The sequence below is a fragment of the uncultured Dialister sp. genome (assembly GCF_900541605.1).
Taxonomy (GTDB): domain Bacteria; phylum Bacillota; class Negativicutes; order Veillonellales; family Dialisteraceae; genus Dialister.
The window spans coordinates 1-14,830 of record NZ_UQKJ01000047.1 but is presented as its reverse complement, the minus strand read 5'-3'; the positions used below and the strand labels follow the sequence as shown (position 1 = coordinate 14,830).

General features: G+C 48.9%; 30 protein-coding genes. All 30 read right to left on the bottom strand.

Features of this window, described 5'->3' with window-relative positions; translation table 11 throughout:
* Nucleotides 1–186: 186 nt before the first annotated feature.
* Genes rplQ through rpsJ form a run of 30 tightly spaced genes read right to left on the bottom strand, consistent with a single transcriptional unit; the run spans nt 187 to nt 14,749 of the window.
* Nucleotides 187–528: a 50S ribosomal protein L17 gene (rplQ, locus tag QZR21_RS04835; RefSeq protein WP_296096934.1), complete on the bottom strand. Its 342-nt coding sequence runs from the start codon at nt 526–528 to the stop codon at nt 187–189.
* Nucleotides 529–549: 21 nt separating this feature from the next.
* A complete protein-coding gene (locus QZR21_RS04830) occupies nt 550–1,542 on the bottom strand; it encodes a DNA-directed RNA polymerase subunit alpha (protein WP_296096930.1) in 993 nt (330 codons plus the stop codon).
* 60 nt (nt 1,543–1,602) lie between these two features.
* Nucleotides 1,603–1,992 carry a 30S ribosomal protein S11 gene (rpsK, locus tag QZR21_RS04825; protein ID WP_296096927.1) on the bottom strand — a complete coding sequence of 130 codons (390 nt, stop codon included), beginning with the start codon at nt 1,990–1,992 and terminating at the stop codon, nt 1,603–1,605.
* A gap of 18 nt (nt 1,993–2,010) precedes the next feature.
* Nucleotides 2,011–2,388 carry a 30S ribosomal protein S13 gene (gene rpsM / locus QZR21_RS04820; RefSeq protein WP_008859826.1) on the bottom strand — a complete coding sequence of 126 codons (378 nt, stop codon included), beginning with the start codon at nt 2,386–2,388 and terminating at the stop codon, nt 2,011–2,013.
* A gap of 22 nt (nt 2,389–2,410) precedes the next feature.
* Nucleotides 2,411–2,524, bottom strand: coding sequence for a 50S ribosomal protein L36 (gene rpmJ / locus QZR21_RS04815; RefSeq protein ID WP_008859825.1), 114 nt, complete (start codon nt 2,522–2,524; stop codon nt 2,411–2,413).
* 16 nt (nt 2,525–2,540) lie between these two features.
* Nucleotides 2,541–2,762 (bottom strand): translation initiation factor IF-1, encoded by a 222-nt coding sequence (gene infA, locus QZR21_RS04810; protein ID WP_296096919.1) that lies wholly within the window; start codon nt 2,760–2,762, stop codon nt 2,541–2,543.
* Nucleotides 2,763–2,807: 45 nt separating this feature from the next.
* Entirely contained in the window at nt 2,808–3,560 is a 753-nt protein-coding gene (gene map / locus QZR21_RS04805; RefSeq protein WP_296096916.1) for a type I methionyl aminopeptidase, read from the bottom strand.
* On the bottom strand, nt 3,557–4,210 hold the full coding sequence (locus QZR21_RS04800) for an adenylate kinase (protein ID WP_296096913.1): 654 nt from the start codon (nt 4,208–4,210) through the stop codon (nt 3,557–3,559). Before QZR21_RS04800 ends, map begins: the two co-directional genes overlap by 4 nt.
* Before the next feature lie 27 nt (nt 4,211–4,237).
* Nucleotides 4,238–5,500 (bottom strand): preprotein translocase subunit SecY, encoded by a 1,263-nt coding sequence (gene secY, locus QZR21_RS04795; protein ID WP_296096911.1) that lies wholly within the window; start codon nt 5,498–5,500, stop codon nt 4,238–4,240.
* A gap of 1 nt (nt 5,501) precedes the next feature.
* Nucleotides 5,502–5,948 (bottom strand): 50S ribosomal protein L15, encoded by a 447-nt coding sequence (gene rplO / locus QZR21_RS04790; RefSeq protein WP_296096909.1) that lies wholly within the window; start codon nt 5,946–5,948, stop codon nt 5,502–5,504.
* A gap of 18 nt (nt 5,949–5,966) precedes the next feature.
* Entirely contained in the window at nt 5,967–6,146 is a 180-nt protein-coding gene (rpmD, locus tag QZR21_RS04785) for a 50S ribosomal protein L30 (RefSeq protein ID WP_296096906.1), read from the bottom strand.
* Between the two features lie 11 nt (nt 6,147–6,157).
* Nucleotides 6,158–6,658 (bottom strand): 30S ribosomal protein S5, encoded by a 501-nt coding sequence (gene rpsE / locus QZR21_RS04780; RefSeq protein ID WP_296096898.1) that lies wholly within the window; start codon nt 6,656–6,658, stop codon nt 6,158–6,160.
* Nucleotides 6,659–6,675: 17 nt separating this feature from the next.
* A complete protein-coding gene (gene rplR, locus QZR21_RS04775) occupies nt 6,676–7,041 on the bottom strand; it encodes a 50S ribosomal protein L18 (protein ID WP_296096895.1) in 366 nt (121 codons plus the stop codon).
* An 18-nt stretch (nt 7,042–7,059) separates the two neighbouring features.
* Nucleotides 7,060–7,602, bottom strand: a complete 543-nt coding sequence (gene rplF / locus QZR21_RS04770) for a 50S ribosomal protein L6 (RefSeq protein WP_296096891.1) — start codon at nt 7,600–7,602, stop codon at nt 7,060–7,062.
* Nucleotides 7,603–7,619: 17 nt separating this feature from the next.
* Nucleotides 7,620–8,018: a 30S ribosomal protein S8 gene (gene rpsH / locus QZR21_RS04765; protein ID WP_296096888.1), complete on the bottom strand. Its 399-nt coding sequence runs from the start codon at nt 8,016–8,018 to the stop codon at nt 7,620–7,622.
* A gap of 20 nt (nt 8,019–8,038) precedes the next feature.
* On the bottom strand, nt 8,039–8,308 hold the full coding sequence (gene rpsN / locus QZR21_RS04760) for a 30S ribosomal protein S14 (protein WP_296096885.1): 270 nt from the start codon (nt 8,306–8,308) through the stop codon (nt 8,039–8,041).
* Between the two features lie 13 nt (nt 8,309–8,321).
* Entirely contained in the window at nt 8,322–8,861 is a 540-nt protein-coding gene (gene rplE / locus QZR21_RS04755; protein WP_296096883.1) for a 50S ribosomal protein L5, read from the bottom strand.
* Nucleotides 8,862–8,880: 19 nt separating this feature from the next.
* Nucleotides 8,881–9,210, bottom strand: a complete 330-nt coding sequence (gene rplX, locus QZR21_RS04750; protein WP_296096880.1) for a 50S ribosomal protein L24 — start codon at nt 9,208–9,210, stop codon at nt 8,881–8,883.
* A 14-nt stretch (nt 9,211–9,224) separates the two neighbouring features.
* Nucleotides 9,225–9,593 (bottom strand): 50S ribosomal protein L14, encoded by a 369-nt coding sequence (gene rplN, locus QZR21_RS04745; protein ID WP_008859811.1) that lies wholly within the window; start codon nt 9,591–9,593, stop codon nt 9,225–9,227.
* Between the two features lie 32 nt (nt 9,594–9,625).
* Nucleotides 9,626–9,886: a 30S ribosomal protein S17 gene (rpsQ, locus tag QZR21_RS04740; RefSeq protein WP_040380320.1), complete on the bottom strand. Its 261-nt coding sequence runs from the start codon at nt 9,884–9,886 to the stop codon at nt 9,626–9,628.
* A gap of 26 nt (nt 9,887–9,912) precedes the next feature.
* On the bottom strand, nt 9,913–10,119 hold the full coding sequence (rpmC, locus tag QZR21_RS04735; RefSeq protein ID WP_291057848.1) for a 50S ribosomal protein L29: 207 nt from the start codon (nt 10,117–10,119) through the stop codon (nt 9,913–9,915).
* 1 nt (nt 10,120) lies between these two features.
* Complete coding sequence (rplP, locus tag QZR21_RS04730; RefSeq protein ID WP_296096870.1) at nt 10,121–10,546, bottom strand: 50S ribosomal protein L16; 426 nt, start codon at nt 10,544–10,546, stop codon at nt 10,121–10,123.
* On the bottom strand, nt 10,546–11,307 hold the full coding sequence (rpsC, locus tag QZR21_RS04725) for a 30S ribosomal protein S3 (protein ID WP_296096868.1): 762 nt from the start codon (nt 11,305–11,307) through the stop codon (nt 10,546–10,548). Before rpsC ends, rplP begins: the two co-directional genes overlap by 1 nt.
* Before the next feature lie 18 nt (nt 11,308–11,325).
* A complete protein-coding gene (rplV, locus tag QZR21_RS04720; protein WP_008859806.1) occupies nt 11,326–11,661 on the bottom strand; it encodes a 50S ribosomal protein L22 in 336 nt (111 codons plus the stop codon).
* 14 nt (nt 11,662–11,675) lie between these two features.
* The gene (rpsS, locus tag QZR21_RS04715) at nt 11,676–11,963 is read right to left on the bottom strand and encodes a 30S ribosomal protein S19 (RefSeq protein WP_296096864.1); all 288 of its coding nucleotides are present in this window, start codon (nt 11,961–11,963) and stop codon (nt 11,676–11,678) included.
* A gap of 17 nt (nt 11,964–11,980) precedes the next feature.
* Nucleotides 11,981–12,808, bottom strand: a complete 828-nt coding sequence (rplB, locus tag QZR21_RS04710; RefSeq protein ID WP_296096861.1) for a 50S ribosomal protein L2 — start codon at nt 12,806–12,808, stop codon at nt 11,981–11,983.
* Between the two features lie 17 nt (nt 12,809–12,825).
* Nucleotides 12,826–13,107 carry a 50S ribosomal protein L23 gene (rplW, locus tag QZR21_RS04705; RefSeq protein ID WP_296096858.1) on the bottom strand — a complete coding sequence of 94 codons (282 nt, stop codon included), beginning with the start codon at nt 13,105–13,107 and terminating at the stop codon, nt 12,826–12,828.
* Nucleotides 13,107–13,733 carry a 50S ribosomal protein L4 gene (rplD, locus tag QZR21_RS04700; RefSeq protein ID WP_296096856.1) on the bottom strand — a complete coding sequence of 209 codons (627 nt, stop codon included), beginning with the start codon at nt 13,731–13,733 and terminating at the stop codon, nt 13,107–13,109. Before rplD ends, rplW begins: the two co-directional genes overlap by 1 nt.
* A 50-nt stretch (nt 13,734–13,783) precedes the next feature.
* Nucleotides 13,784–14,425 carry a 50S ribosomal protein L3 gene (gene rplC, locus QZR21_RS04695; RefSeq protein ID WP_296096853.1) on the bottom strand — a complete coding sequence of 214 codons (642 nt, stop codon included), beginning with the start codon at nt 14,423–14,425 and terminating at the stop codon, nt 13,784–13,786.
* Between the two features lie 12 nt (nt 14,426–14,437).
* Nucleotides 14,438–14,749, bottom strand: coding sequence for a 30S ribosomal protein S10 (rpsJ, locus tag QZR21_RS04690; protein ID WP_008859800.1), 312 nt, complete (start codon nt 14,747–14,749; stop codon nt 14,438–14,440).
* Nucleotides 14,750–14,830: the final 81 nt, after the last annotated feature.

Sequence of the window (14,830 nt, the reverse complement as noted above, 5' to 3'; positions counted from 1 at the left end):
TGCATGAAAATACAAGAGTATAATCGAACAACGATTTAATCAGTGCTTCCCTAGAAGCTCCATGCGAATGACTCTATACACCAGCACCGAATACCAACAGCTCGATAAACCGCAATTGTATACAAAATAAGACAAAGTAAAAACGTGAGTCCCACAGGGGACTCACGTTTTATCTGTTACCGAAGATCAGTCAACCAGGGAAATGATAACTTCAGGAGCGTTATCGCCGAGGCGGCCATCCAGTTTCACAATGCGGGTATAACCGCCGTTGCGATCGGTGTATTTCTTTGCAATTTCATCAAACAGTTTCTTTGTTACAGCCTTGTCCATGATGAAACCTTCAGCCTGGCGGCGGGCATGGAGATCGCCTCTCTTAGCGAGGGAGATCATCTTGTCAGCTACGTGGCGGAGTTCCTTGGCCTTGGATTCAGTTGTCCTGATCTGGCCATGCTGGAAAAGGGCGGTTACGAGACTGCGCAGCAGGGCCTTACGGGCACCGCTGACTCTTCTCAATCTACTACGAGCCATTTCTTTCCTCCTATTACTATATCAATCCTTGGAATCTTTCAGATGAAGTCCATAATCCCGGAAGTTAGCCAGTTTTTCTCTGATTTCATCTACCGATTTTTTACCAAGGTTGCGTACACGGGTCAATTCATCTTCTGTCTTGTCTGTCAATTCACCGATGGTGTTGATTTCGGCTCTCTTCAGGCAGTTAAATGCACGGACCGACAGATCCAGTTCTTCAATGGGGAGTTCACGGATAGCGTCTTCATTGACTTTTTCTTCCTGGGCAGTCGGTGCTGCTTCTTCTGCTTCCCCCTCTGCCGGTTCACTGCCGGGCTGGCTTACGCCGATTTTGCGGAAGTTTTCAAAGCAGCTGATAAGGATATTGGCAGCTGTAGCCACTGCATCATCTGCATTGACGGAGCCGTCGGTATCCACTTCCAGAGTCAGCTTATCGTAGTCCATTTCATTACCTACGCGGGTATCGCTGACTTCGTAATTGCATTTAACAACAGGAGAATAAATGGAGTCGATCGGGATTACGCCGATAACGTCGTCGTCCCTTTTGTTCTTTGTGAAAGGTACATAGCCATGTCCACGATTGATGGTCATTTCCATACCCAGATGGGCATCGGAATCCAGTGTGCAGATGGCCAGATCTTTATTGAGAACATCTATTTCTGCCGGTAATACCATGTCACCGGCACGGAAAATACCCTCTTTAGTGATATCGATTCTTACAGTGATGGGGAAGGTTGCTTCGTCATGAGCGATAAAGCGAATCTTCTTCAGGTTCAGAATCATATCTGTTACATCTTCTCTGACGCCGTCGATAGTGGAAAATTCATGAAGCACGCCGTCGATTTTGATAGACGTAATAGCCACACCGTCTAAAGATGAAAGCAACACGCGACGTAAGCTGTTTCCCAGTGTGATGCCATAGCCTCTTTCCAGCGGTTCGCATTCGAACTTGCCGTGACGCTTGTCATCGCTCAGTTCCACAGTCTTTATTGTGAAGCTTGTATTTTCGATCATCCGAAAGTCCTCCTTCTGCGCCTTGCGGCGCCAAAATGAAACAGAAAGGATATACCTAGATTATACTCTTCTGCGTTTCGGAGGACGGCAGCCGTTATGCGGAATCGGGGTGACGTCCTTAATGCTGCTGACTTCGATGCCTGCTGCCTGCAGTGCACGGATAGCTGCTTCACGGCCTGCGCCCGGTCCTTTTACAAAGACATCAGCGGAACGCATGCCCTGGTCAATAGCAACCTTGGCAGCCTGTTCTGCTGCCATCTGTGCTGCGAATGGTGTGCTCTTGCGGGAGCCTTTGAATCCGAGTCCACCGGCAGATGCCCAGGCGATGGTGTTGCCGTTGGAGTCAGTAATCGTTACAATCGTGTTGTTGAAAGTAGAACGAATATGAGCTGCACCGGATTCTACATGTTTTCTTTCTTTTCTTTTTGCTTTAGTTTTTACCGTAGCCATTGTATCCCTCCTTCAACATTACTTCTTTGTTGCAGTCTTCTTACCTGCAATTGTCTTCTTCGGTCCCTTGCGTGTACGGGCATTGGTCTTTGTTCTCTGTCCCCGTACCGGCAGGCCTTCACGATGACGTCTGCCTCTATAGGATCCAATTTCAACGAGCCGTTTAATGTTGAGGGATTCTTCTCTACGGAGATCACCTTCGACTTTGTAGTCAGCGAGGGCGTTGCGGATTTTTGCAACGTCATCTTCAGTCAGATCTCTAACTCGGATATCAGGATTGATTCCTGCTTTGCTTAAGATTTCTTTGGAAAGAGTGGGGCCAATTCCATAAATATAAGTTAAGCCGATCTCAACGCGCTTATCTCTTGGTAAGTCTACACCAGCTATACGTGCCATCTACTCTTTAACCTCCTTTTAATTAACCTTGTCTCTGCTTATGTTTCGGATTTTCACAAATGACCATTACACGGCCTTTGCGTTTGATGATCTTGCACTTGTCGCACATCTTTTTAACGGACGGTCTGACTTTCATCTTGGTTCCTCCTTACTTACTTGTAACGATAGGTAATCCTGCCGTGCTCCAGATCGTAGGGCGTCAATTCGATGGTTACCTTATCTCCGGGCAGTATACGGATGAAATTCATCCTCATTTTGCCGGAAATAGTAGCCAGCACAATATGGCCGCCGTTTTCCAGTTTAACACGGAACATGGCGTTTGGAAGTTTTTCTACTACTTTGCCTTCCAGTTCAATAACGTCTGCCTTGCTCATGAGAGCCTCCTTTGGCTATATATACTGTCCGCCGGTAACTGAAAATCAGTCCCTGAGCGTCAGAATTCTGGGACCATCTTTAGTAATGGCAATGGTATGTTCTACGTGAGCCGATGGTTTTCCATCTGCTGTCACTACACCCCAGCCATCACGAAGACTGATGATATCTGCGCTGCCCATGGTAATCATCGGTTCAATGCAGATGCACATGCCTTCTTCCAGACGCGGCCCATGACCTGGCGTTCCGTAATTCGGAATTTCCGGATCTTCGTGCATATCCGTTCCGATACCGTGGCCAACATATTCCCTAAGGACTCCATACCCATAAGGTTTCACGTAGCTCTCCACCGCATGACCGATGTCACCTACCGTGTTGCCCACTACGGCCTGCTTGATCCCTGCAAAAAGGGCACCTTCCGTAGCTTTGATGAGCTGCATGTTCTTCTTGTTCGTATGTCCCACAGGCACAGTGATACAGGAATCACCCATGTAACCATTTAATTCTACCACAAGATCGATTGAAATGATATCACCTTTTTTTAAAATCTTTCTTGCAGAAGGAATTCCATGGACTACGGTATCATTTACCGAAGCACAGATGGAACCGGGATATCCTTCATATCCCTTTTCCGCCGGGACTCCGCCGTGATCCCTGATGAATTTTTCAGCCAGATGGTCAAGCTCAAGAGTGCTCATGCCCGGCTTTACTGCTTTTTCGAGCATAGAGAGAGTATCCGCAGTCAGACGGCTGGCTGCGGCAATTTTCTCTATCTCTTCCGGTGTGTGGATGATGATCATTTGGAAGCCTTCTTCAGGGCAGCCTTGATATCTTCATACACCTTGTCCATGGACTGGTCTCCGTCGATTTCGTAGTACCGGCCGCTTACTTTGTAGTAATCGATGAGGGGCTTTGTGGATTTTTCATACACATCAAGCCGCTGGGAGATGGTCTTTTCATTATCATCAGCCCGCTGGTACAATTCACCGCCGCAGTTATCGCAGATACCTGGCTGCTTGGGCGGACGGAATTCCTTGTGGAAGGAAGCTCCGCATTTCTTGCAGACCAGTCTGCCGCTTACTCTCTTGATAATGTCGTCACGGTTTGCTTTGATACCGATGACAGCAGTAAGCTGGATTCCCAGTTCATGAAGAATGGCATCCAGGGCAGAAGCCTGGGCAGTGGTGCGGGGGAATCCATCAAGGATCCATCCCTTCTTGCAGTCATCCTGCCCCAGTCTTTCTTTCACAATGCCCACGGTTACACTATCCGGAACAAGGGCTCCCTTGTCCATATAGCTTTTAGCTTCCTTGCCGAGAGCAGTTCCTGATTTTACAGCCGCACGGAACATGTCGCCTGTAGCAATCTGGGGGATGCCGTAATCACGAATGAGTTTTTCTGCCTGTGTGCCTTTGCCGGCACCGGGAGGTCCCATTAATAAGATATACATATCCCTACTCCTTATTTAACAAAAGCCTTATTTAATAAAGCCCTGATAGTTTCTTGTAACCATATACGACTGGGCCTGTCTCATGGTATCCAGTGCAACACCGACAATAATGAGGAGGGATGTACCACCGAAGTATACCCCCTGGATGCCGGTAATGTTTCCGATGAAGTTCGGAAGGATTGCAATGAAGGCCAGGAAAATGGCACCGGTCAGAGTAATTCTGGACAATACCTTATCCACATACATCATGGTCGGCTGTCCTGGGCGGATGCCTGGGATAAAACCGCCATATTTCTTCATATTATCTGCCAGATCTTTGATATTGACGGAAATCGCCGTATAGAAGTAGGTGAAGATAAAAATGAGGAAACCGTAGCAGATGGTATTTGGCCATGTGCCCCATCCGAAGAAGTTGCCCACCGCCTGTACCCAGCTGACATGAATGAACTGGGCCAGTGTAATCGGCAGCATGAGAATGGAAGAAGCGAAGATGATGGGGATAACGCCGGCCTGGTTCACTTTGAGTGGCAGGTAGGTGGAATGTCCGCCGTACATCCTGCGTCCAATCACGCGCTTGGCATACTGGATAGGAATTCTTCTCTGTCCTTCATTCACTTCGATAACCATAAGAATCATGGCCAGTGCAATCACCAGGAACAGGAGAAGCTGGAACGGAGAAATCGTACCGACTTTCAGATAATCCACTACGGTGGAGATAGCCTGCGGGAAGCGGGCTACGATACCGCAGAAGATGATCAGGGAAATACCATTGCCGATACCATGTTCCGTAATCTTATCGCCAATCCACATGAGGAGGCAGGTGCCTGCTGTGAGGACAACGATAACAAAAATAAAATACAGCCAGCTGTTATCAACAAGAGCATTATTGATACGCAGGGCATAGGTCATACCGAATGCCTGCACAGCTGCCAGGAAAATAGTGAAGTATCTTGTAACCTTCTGGATTTTCTTGTATCCTTCGGCACCGTCTTTTCTCCATTCTTCCAGGGTAGGGATGACGGCGGTCAGGAGCTGCATAATAATGGATGAGTTAATGTATGGGGTAATACTCATGGCAAATATGGAGAATTTGCTGAGAGCACCACCGGCGAAGAGATCGAGGAAACCGAAGAGGTTACCCGATGTGAACAGGCTTTCAATCACCGATGAATCAACCCCCGGCACGGGGATATGTACCCCGAGACGGAAGATGACAAACATCAGGAAAGTGAAAAGAATGCGATCTTTGAGTTCTTTATTTGCAAAAAAGTTTGCTAAAGCAGATCCCATATCAGATCACCTCTACTTTTCCACCTGCTGCTTCGATTTTCTGCTGGGCGGTTTTGGAGAATCCCTGAGCTCTTACGGTCAGAGCCTTGGACAGTTCACCGTCACCCAGTACACGTACACCATCGAGAACGTTTTTCAGGATACCTGCTTCAACGAGGGCAGCCGGATCTACTACGGCATTGTCATCGAAACGGTTCAGCTGTTCAACATTAACAACTGCATATTCCTTAGCTAATACATTTTTGAATCCGCGCTTCGGGAGGCGACGGTACAGAGGCATCTGGCCGCCTTCAAATCCCGGACGGGGACCACCGGAATGACCGGTTCTTGCATGCTGGCCCTTGGCACCGCGGGTGGCCTGTTTGCCCATGCCGCTGCCGAGGCCTCTGCCTACACGACGACGTGCTCTTGTGGAGCCTTCTGCCGGTTTCAGTTCATGAAGTTTCATCAGTGCACCTCCTTCGTATTATTCTGCTTCTTTGCATTCAACCAGATGACGGACAGAGTGAATCATGCCCTTAATCTGTGGGGTAAGTTCTTTTTCTACAGAGGAATTGGTCTTGTGGAGGCCAAGTGCCTTTACAGTAGCGATATGCTCAGGTCTGGAGCCAATCACGCTTTTTTTCAGTGTAATAATAACTTTCATGAGGGGCCCCCTTAGTTATAAATTTCGTCCAGGCTCTTTCCGCGGAGTGCTGCAACAGTTTCTGCATTTTCAAGCTTGGAGAGACCGTCCATGGTAGCTCTAACCATGTTAATGGGGTTAGAAGAGCCAAGGGACTTGGTCAGAATGTTACGAATGCCTGCGAGAGCGAGTACCGCACGGACCGGGCCGCCGGCTTTGATACCGGTACCTTCAGCAGCCGGTTTCATAATAACCTTGCCTGCACCATAGATGCCGAGCATAGGATGGGGAATGGTTCCGTTCTTCAGAGCAACGGTAATCATGTTTTTCTTAGCGTCTTCAACGCCCTTGCGAATGGCTTCCGGAACTTCGGCTGCCTTGCCCAGGCCTGCGCCTACCTTACCTTTGCCATCACCGACTACTACAACTGCAGCGAAGGAAAAACGGCGGCCGCCTTTTACGACTTTAGCAACGCGGTTGATGAAAACGACGTTTTCCTGTAAGTCGGATTCTTTTTTCTCAAATCTTGGCATGTGCTATCTCCTTTACCTTAAAATTTCAGGCCGGCTTCGCGGGCACCTTCAGCCAGAGCAGCCACTCTGCCATGATAGATATAACCACCGCGGTCGAACACTACAGTTTCAATTCCCTTTTCCAGGGCCCGTTTTGCAACGAGAGCACCTACAGCCTTAGCGGCTTCAGCGTTTCCGCCATAGGGGAACTGAGCTTTGATTTCTTTATCTAAGGTATTAGCCGATACCAGGGTTACGCCAGCTTCATCATCGATGACCTGGGCATAAATGTTAGCGAGAGATCTGTAAACATTGAGACGCGGGCAAGCGGCAGTACCGGAGATTTTCTTACGAAGACGCAGATGACGGCGAATAACCGCATTTCTGCTTGCATTTTTACGCATATTCTTTTACCTCCTGTCTTACTTTGTTGCGCCGGTCTTACCAGCCTTACGGCGTACGTATTCACCGGAATAACGGATACCCTTGCCTTTGTAAGGTTCCGGTTCTCTCCAGGCGCGGATTTCAGCTGCTACCTGGCCAACCAGTTCCTTATCTGCACCGGATACGACGATGACAACAGAGGAAGGAGTTGTGATGGTGATGCCTTCCGGCGGTGTAATGATGACCGGATGGGAGAAACCGAGAGCCAGTTTCAGGTTTTTGCCCTGCATCTGGGCATTGTAGCCGACGCCCTGGATTTCGAGTTTCTTTTCATAACCCTTTGTAACACCAACAACCATGTTGTTGATGAGTGTACGGTTCAGTCCGTGCAGGGAACGATTCTTAATGTCGTCATTAGGACGGGTAACGATGATTTCATTGTTTTCCATCTTAATGTCCATTTCTTCATTCAGTGTACGGGAAAGTGTGCCTTTCGGACCCTTTACGGTAACTGTATGGCCGTCAATCTTGACTTCCACACCAGCCGGGACCGCAATAGGTTTCTTGCCAATTCTTGACATTCTATACCTCCAACGGATTACCAGACAAACGCAAGAACTTCGCCGCCAAGGCCTTCTCTGCGAGCAGCCTTGTCAGTCATAATGCCCTTGGATGTGGAAATAACTGCGATACCGAGACCGCCAAGTACCTTCGGGAGTTCTTCCTTATTGGCATAGACGCGGAGACCCGGTTTGGAAATTCTCTTCAGACCTTTGATGACCTTTTCACGGTTAGCACCGTATTTCAGGGAAACACGCAGTTCCTTGTGGCCTTCGACTTCGATCTGTTCTACGTTTTTGATAAAGCCTTCGTCTTTTAAAATCTTGAGCACAGCTGCCTTAATTTTAGAAGCAGGCATATCTACATGATCATGATATGCATCGTTCGCATTACGAATACGGGTAAGCATATCCGCAATTGGATCGGTTGTTACCATTATTTAATCCTCCTCCCGAATTACCAGCTGGCTTTCTTAATTCCAGGAATGTCGCCGTTGTAAGCCAGGTCACGGAACTGGTTACGGCAGATTCCAAATTTACGCATATAGCCGTGGGGACGGCCGGTCAGTTTGCAACGATTATGCAGACGTGTCGGAGAAGCGTTGCGGGGCAGTCTGGAAAGAGCTTCCCAGTCCTTAGCTTCCTTCAGGGCCTGACGTTTGGCTGCATATTTCTGAACGGTGAGTTCTCTCTTCTTCTCCCGTTCCAACATAGACTTCTTTGCCATATTGTCCTCCGTCTTATTTCTTGAACGGCATACCGAACTGTCTCAGAAGTTCACGAGCTTCTTCATCGGTCTTAGCCGTTGTTACTACAATGATATCCATGCCCCGGATGCGGTCGATTTTTTCATAATCAACTTCCGGGAAAATCAGCTGTTCTTTTACGCCGAATGCATAGTTGCCACGGCCGTCGAAGCTCTGGTCGCTGATGCCACGGAAATCGCGAACCCGGGGAAGAGCGATGTTGATGAGACGATCGAGGAATTCATACATTCTGTCACCACGAAGGGTAACTTTGCATCCCAGGGGCATTCCTTCACGGATGTGCCATGCAGCCAGGGATTTATGGGCTTTGCAGATCATCGGCTGCTGGCCGGTGATTGCAGCAAGGTCGGATGCAGCTGCATCCACTGCTTTAGAGTTTTCTGTAGCTTCGCCTACACCGATGTTGATGACAATTTTTTCCAGCTTCGGGATTTCCATGTCATTCTTGTAGCCGAATTTTTCGCGCAGGCTGTTTTTAATCTGCGCTTTGTACAAATCGTTTAATCTGGACACTTGTTATCCTCCTTCCCGCTCAGGCCTTATCAATAATAGCGCCGCTCTTGACAGCTGCTCTTACATAAGAACCGTCTTTCTGCTGGACTTTCTTAATGCGGGTCGGTTTCTTGGATTCCGGATCCAGGATCATGACCTTGGACGCATAAATCGGAGCTTCCTTCTCAATGATGCCGCCCTTCGGGTTAGCCTGGCTCGGTTTTGTGTGTTTCTTGACCATGTTTACGCCTTCAACGACAACACGGCCTTCTTTCGGCATAGCAGCTTTGATTTTACCCTGCTTGCCTTTATCCTTGCCGGAAATAACGACAACTGTGTCTCCGGTCTTTACATGCAGTTTCTGACTCATCATTTGCCTCCCTATTAGAGCACTTCCGGAGCCAGGGAAATGATCTTCATGAAATCTCTTTCACGGAGTTCTCTTGCTACCGGTCCAAAAATACGTGTTCCTACCGGGCTCTTGTCGTCTTTAATAATAACAACTGCGTTTTCATCAAAGCGGATGTGGGATCCGTCGCTGCGGCTCACGCCGTTTACAGAACGAACAACAACTGCCTTGACTACCTGGCCCTTCTTAACAACGCCGCCGGGGGTTGCATCTTTGACCGTGCAAACCACAATATCACCGATATTGCCGCTCTTACGGAAGGAACCACCCAGGACTTTAATTACCAGGACGTTCTTAGCACCGGTATTATCCGCAACGTTGAGTCTGCTTTCCTGCTGAATCATCGTGCCTATCCTCCTATAATTATCTTTCTATATCAGTTCTGGCGGGCAACGATTTTCTCGACTCTCCAACGCTTGTCGCGAGACAGCGGGCGGGTTTCGACGATGCGTACCGTATCACCGACACGGCATTCGTTGTTTTCGTCATGCGCTTTGAACTTGGTTGTGGTATTAATAGATTTTTTGTACAGCTTGTGGGGAACTTTACGTTCTACAGCAACAACAACGGTTTTATCCATTTTATCGCTGACAACAATTCCCTGGCGCACCTTGCGCAACTTTCTTTCTTCTGCCACGTTGAGATCCTCCTTTGGATTAACCGTTATGCCTTCTTGGCAGCCTTCAATTCTTCTTCACGCTGGACAGTTTTAATCCGGGCGATGGTCTTCTTTACTTCACGAATACGCATCGGGTTTTCGAGCTGTCCTGTAGCGAGCTGAAAACGGAGGTTAAACAGTTCTTCCTTTAAGCCGGCAACCTTTTCATCTAATTCGGCAGTGCTCAGGTTACGAATTTCATTGACCTTCATTTTATTCACCTGCCACTTCTTGTCCTTTAACTACAAACTTTGTCTTGATCGGCAGTTTATGACCTGCAAGGCGCATTGCTTCCTTAGCAGCTTCGATGGGGATGCCGCCCATTTCGAACATAACACGGCCCGGTCTAACAACGGCTGCCCAGTATTCTACGGCGCCTTTGCCGGAGCCCTGACGGGTACCAATCGGTTTTGCGGAAACCGGCTTGTCCGGGAAAATCTTGATCCAGACCTTGCCGCCACGTTTTGTATAACGGGTCATAGCAATACGGGCTGCTTCGATCTGACGGCTGGTAATCCAGGAAGGTTCCAGGGCAACCAGGCCATATTCACCGTAAGTTACGGTGTTTCCACGATGTTCCTTGCCTTTCATACGGCCGCGGAACTGTTTACGGAACTTTGTACGCTTTGGAATTAACATCAGGAATCACTCCTTTCAGAGGTTCTCGGTCTGCGTTCTCTACGATCACCGCGGCGGCCGCCTCTTCTGTTGCCGTCATGGCGGTTGTTACGGTCCTTGTTGGAGCGGGTGTTTTCATTTTCATCCACTACCTGGCCCGGTGCGAGTTCGCCTTTATAAATCCAGACTTTAACGCCGATAGCACCATAGGTGGTGTGAGCTGCGGTTACACCGTAGTCAATGTTGGCGCGGAGAGTCTGAAGGGGAATGGAACCTTCACGGTAGCTTTCACTGCGGGCAATTTCTGCACCGCCGAGACGACCGGATACGGTTACCTTAATACCCTTAGCGCCGCTGCGCATGGTTCTTCCTACAGCCTGTTTAACGGCACGGCGGAAGCCGATACGTCTTTCCAGCTGGGAAGCAATGTTTTCAGCAACGAGGATAGCGCTCATGTCGATGGATTTGATTTCGAGGATATCGATATCAACATCTTTATCTGTTACAGCAGCGAGTGCCTTCTTGATGTCTTCAATGCCTGTGCCGCCACGGCCGATGACCATGCCCGGTTTAGCAGTATAAATGGCAAGCTTTACTCTGTTGCCTACGCGTTTAATGCCAATCTTGGAAATGCCTGCGGCAAACAGGTGCTTCTTCAAAAACTGGCGGATTTTGGCATCTTCCACAAGCAGTGCAGCATAATCTTTTTCTGCAAACCATTTGGAATCCCAGTCATCGATCACGCCTACACGCATTCCATGCGGATTAACTTTCTGACCCAAAACGTTTCCCTCCTTCGATTACTCTTTTTCAGAAACTTTTACCGTCAGTGTGCTGGTACGTTTCATAATCCCGAAAGCCTGTCCACGGGAACGTGGATGTACACGCTTCATAATCGGGCCTGCATCTACATAAATTGTGGAGATGTAGAGATTATCAATGTTCATGTTGTTGTTGTTTTCTGCATTTGCCATAGCGCTTCTCAGGGTCTTTTCGACAACGATGGAAGCTGCCTTATGGGTGTTGCGCAGAATGGAAATAGCTTCTCCCGCTTTTTTACCGCGGACAAGGTTTGCTACAATGCGGACCTTGCGGGGAGAAATGCGGACATTTCTAGAAATAGCCTGAACTTCCATTTTATTCCTCCCTGTTATTTACCAGCGGCAGCAGCGGCTTTATCACTCTTGTTGTGGCCCTTGAATGTGCGGGTCGGAGCGAATTCACCAAGCTTATGGCCAACCATATCTTCAGTGATGTAAACCGGTACATGCTTTCTTCCGTCGTGAATCGCAATGGTGTGACCTACGAAGCTCGGAAGGATAGTAGAAGCACGGGACCAGGTTTTTACAATTTTCTTATCGTTAGCTGCGTTCAGGGCATCAATCTTCTTTACCAGAGAGTATGCAACGAACGGGCCTTTTTTTACGGATCTGGACACTTTTACTCCTCCTTATCTTACTTGCGTCTCTTAACGATCAGCTTAGTAGACGCTTTTCTGTTGTCGCGGGTCTTCACGCCGTAAGCAGGCTTGCCCCACGGGGTAACAGGACGCTTACGTCCGACAGGAGCTTTACCTTCGCCGCCGCCATGCGGATGATCATTCGGGTTCATTACAACGCCGCGGGTGGTCGGACGAACGCCGAGCCAGCGGTTTCTGCCGGCTTTGCCGAGTGTAATGTTTTCATGGTCATCGTTGCCTACAGCACCGATGGTTGCGCGGCAGCGGATGTGTACTCTGCGCAGTTCGCCGGAAGGCAGGCGGAGGAGTGCATAGTCCCCTTCTTTAGCCATGAGCTGTGCGCTGGCACCGGCAGAACGGACCATCTGGCCGCCTTTGCCGATTTTCAGTTCCACATTGTGTACAACAGTACCAAGAGGAATGTTCTGGAGAGGCAGGCAGTTGCCTACTTTAATATCGGATTCCGGACCACTGGTAACAACGTCGCCAACCTGGAGGCCTTTCGGAGCCAGGATGTAACGTTTTTCACCATCTGCATACTGGAGCAGAGCGATACGGCAGGTACGGTTCGGATCGTATTCGATAGTAGCGACCTTAGCCGGGATATTGTCTTTATTTCTCTTGAAATCGATGATTCTGTACTGACGTTTATGACCGCCGCCCTGATGGCGAACTGTCATTTTGCCGGAGCCATTACGACCGCCATGGTTATGGACAGGAGCCAGAAGGGATTTTTCCGGTCTGTCTGTGGTAACTTCCTCGAAAGTGGAAACGGTCATCTGACGGCGTCCGGGAGTGTACGGTTTAAATGATTTATAAGCCATTTATGATTACTCCTCCTTTACGCTTCGAAGAGCTCAATTGTTTCGCCCGGTTTGAGGGTAACAATTGCTTTCTTCCAATCACTGCGACGACCCTGGGTACGGCCCAGACGTTTCATCTTGCCTTCATAACGCATGGTGTTCACAGCCTGAACTTTTACTTTGAAGACCTGTTCAACAGCCTGACGGATTTCTACTTTAGTAGCAGAAAGAGGTACGCGGAATGTGTACTTTCTTTCTTCCATGAGGGCTGTGGTTTTTTCTGTAATAATCGGTTTAATGAGGATGTCACGTGCTTCCATTATGCCAGTACCTCCTCAATCTTCTTTACAGCGTCCTGGGTCAGGAAAAGTTTATCGTAATTTACAATATCATAGATGTTGATTCCGCTGGGAGCATAGGCTTTTACACCAGGAATGTTTCTTGCGGAAAGAACGGTGTTGCCGCATGCTTCGCCGCCATCAACGATGAGGGCTTTGCCTTCTGCTTTGAAAGCTGCCAGCATTTTGACAACTTCCTTTGTCTTCGGTGCGTCGAAATGGATGCCGTCGAGAACGACGATTTCGTTAGCACGAAGTTTTTCGGACAGTGCGGACTTTACAGCCAGCTGGCGAGCCTTTCTCGGCATAGCCTTGGCATGGCTTCTCGGGGTCGGTCCGAATACGGTGCCGCCGCCAACCCACAGTGGGGAGCGGATGGATCCGACTCTGGCACGGCCTGTGCCTTTCTGTTTCCAGGGCTTCTTGCCGCCGCCGCGGACGAGGCCTCTTGTCTTTGTGGCATGGGTGCCAAGACGTTCGTTAGCCATCTGGCGCACCACTGCCTGGTGAATGACAGCTTCGTTATAGTCTACGCCAAAGACACTGTCATTCAGCTCTATTTCACCGGTTTCCTGGCCGGCTACATTATACAGCTTTACTTTCGGCATTGAGATGTTCCTCCCTTAATCAGAACAATTTTCTGTTGTTCCGGACAATATTATTTTACAGGTTTAACGGTTTCCTGTACCATGACGAGGCTTCCCTTAGCACCGGGGATCCCGCCTTTGACAAGCATCAGATTACGGGCAGTATCAACTCTTACTACCTGAAGATGCTGGACAGTGACTCTTTCTCCGCCCAGCTGGCCAGGCATCTTCTTGCCTTTGAATACTTTTCCGCCGCCGCCGGACATACGAGCACCGAGGGATGCTGTCTGACGATGGTTTTTGGAGCCGTGGCTTTCAGGGCCGCGCTGGTGATTGTGACGTTTAATCGTGCCGGCAAAGCCTTTGCCCCGGCTGGTGCCAATTACGTCTACAATTTCGCCTTCTGCGAAGATATCAGCAGCCAGAGTTTGGCCTACTGTGTAAGACGGCTTTTCAGCGAGTCTGTATTCACGCAGATATTTAACCGGATCAATACCAGCTTTTTCGAACTGGCCTTTTACAGGTTTTGTCAAATGTTTTTCTTTGACAGCGCCATAACCGAGCTGAACAGCATTGTATCCATCGCTTTCAACGGTTTTAACAGCTGCTACAACGTTTGGCAGAACTTCAATAACACTTACCGGAACCAGGTCGCCGTTTTCAGCGAATACCTGGGACATTCCTAATTTTGTTCCCAAAATAGCCTTAGACATCTTTGCACCTCCTTACAGTTTAATATCAATGCTGACGCCGGCTGGGAGTTCCAGTCTCATCAGTGCATCCGCGGTCTTCTTGGACGGATCGAGAATGTCAATAAGTCTCTTGTGAATACGCATTTCAAACTGTTCGCGGCTGTCCTTGTTGACATGTGGCGAACGGAGAATGGTGTACACATTCCGTTCCGTGGGAAGCGGAATCGGACCGGAGACACGGGAGCCTGTTCTCTTGGCAGTCTCCGCGATCTTCGCTGCGCTCTGATCAACAGCTTTGTGATCATAGCCTTTCAGCCGAATTCTGATTTTTTCCTGTTTCGACATTACATAAACCTCCTACGTTCATTTCCTGAATGAACTGCTCCGTGGAAATTCCCCTGCATGGCAGGCCACCTTCCACTTCAT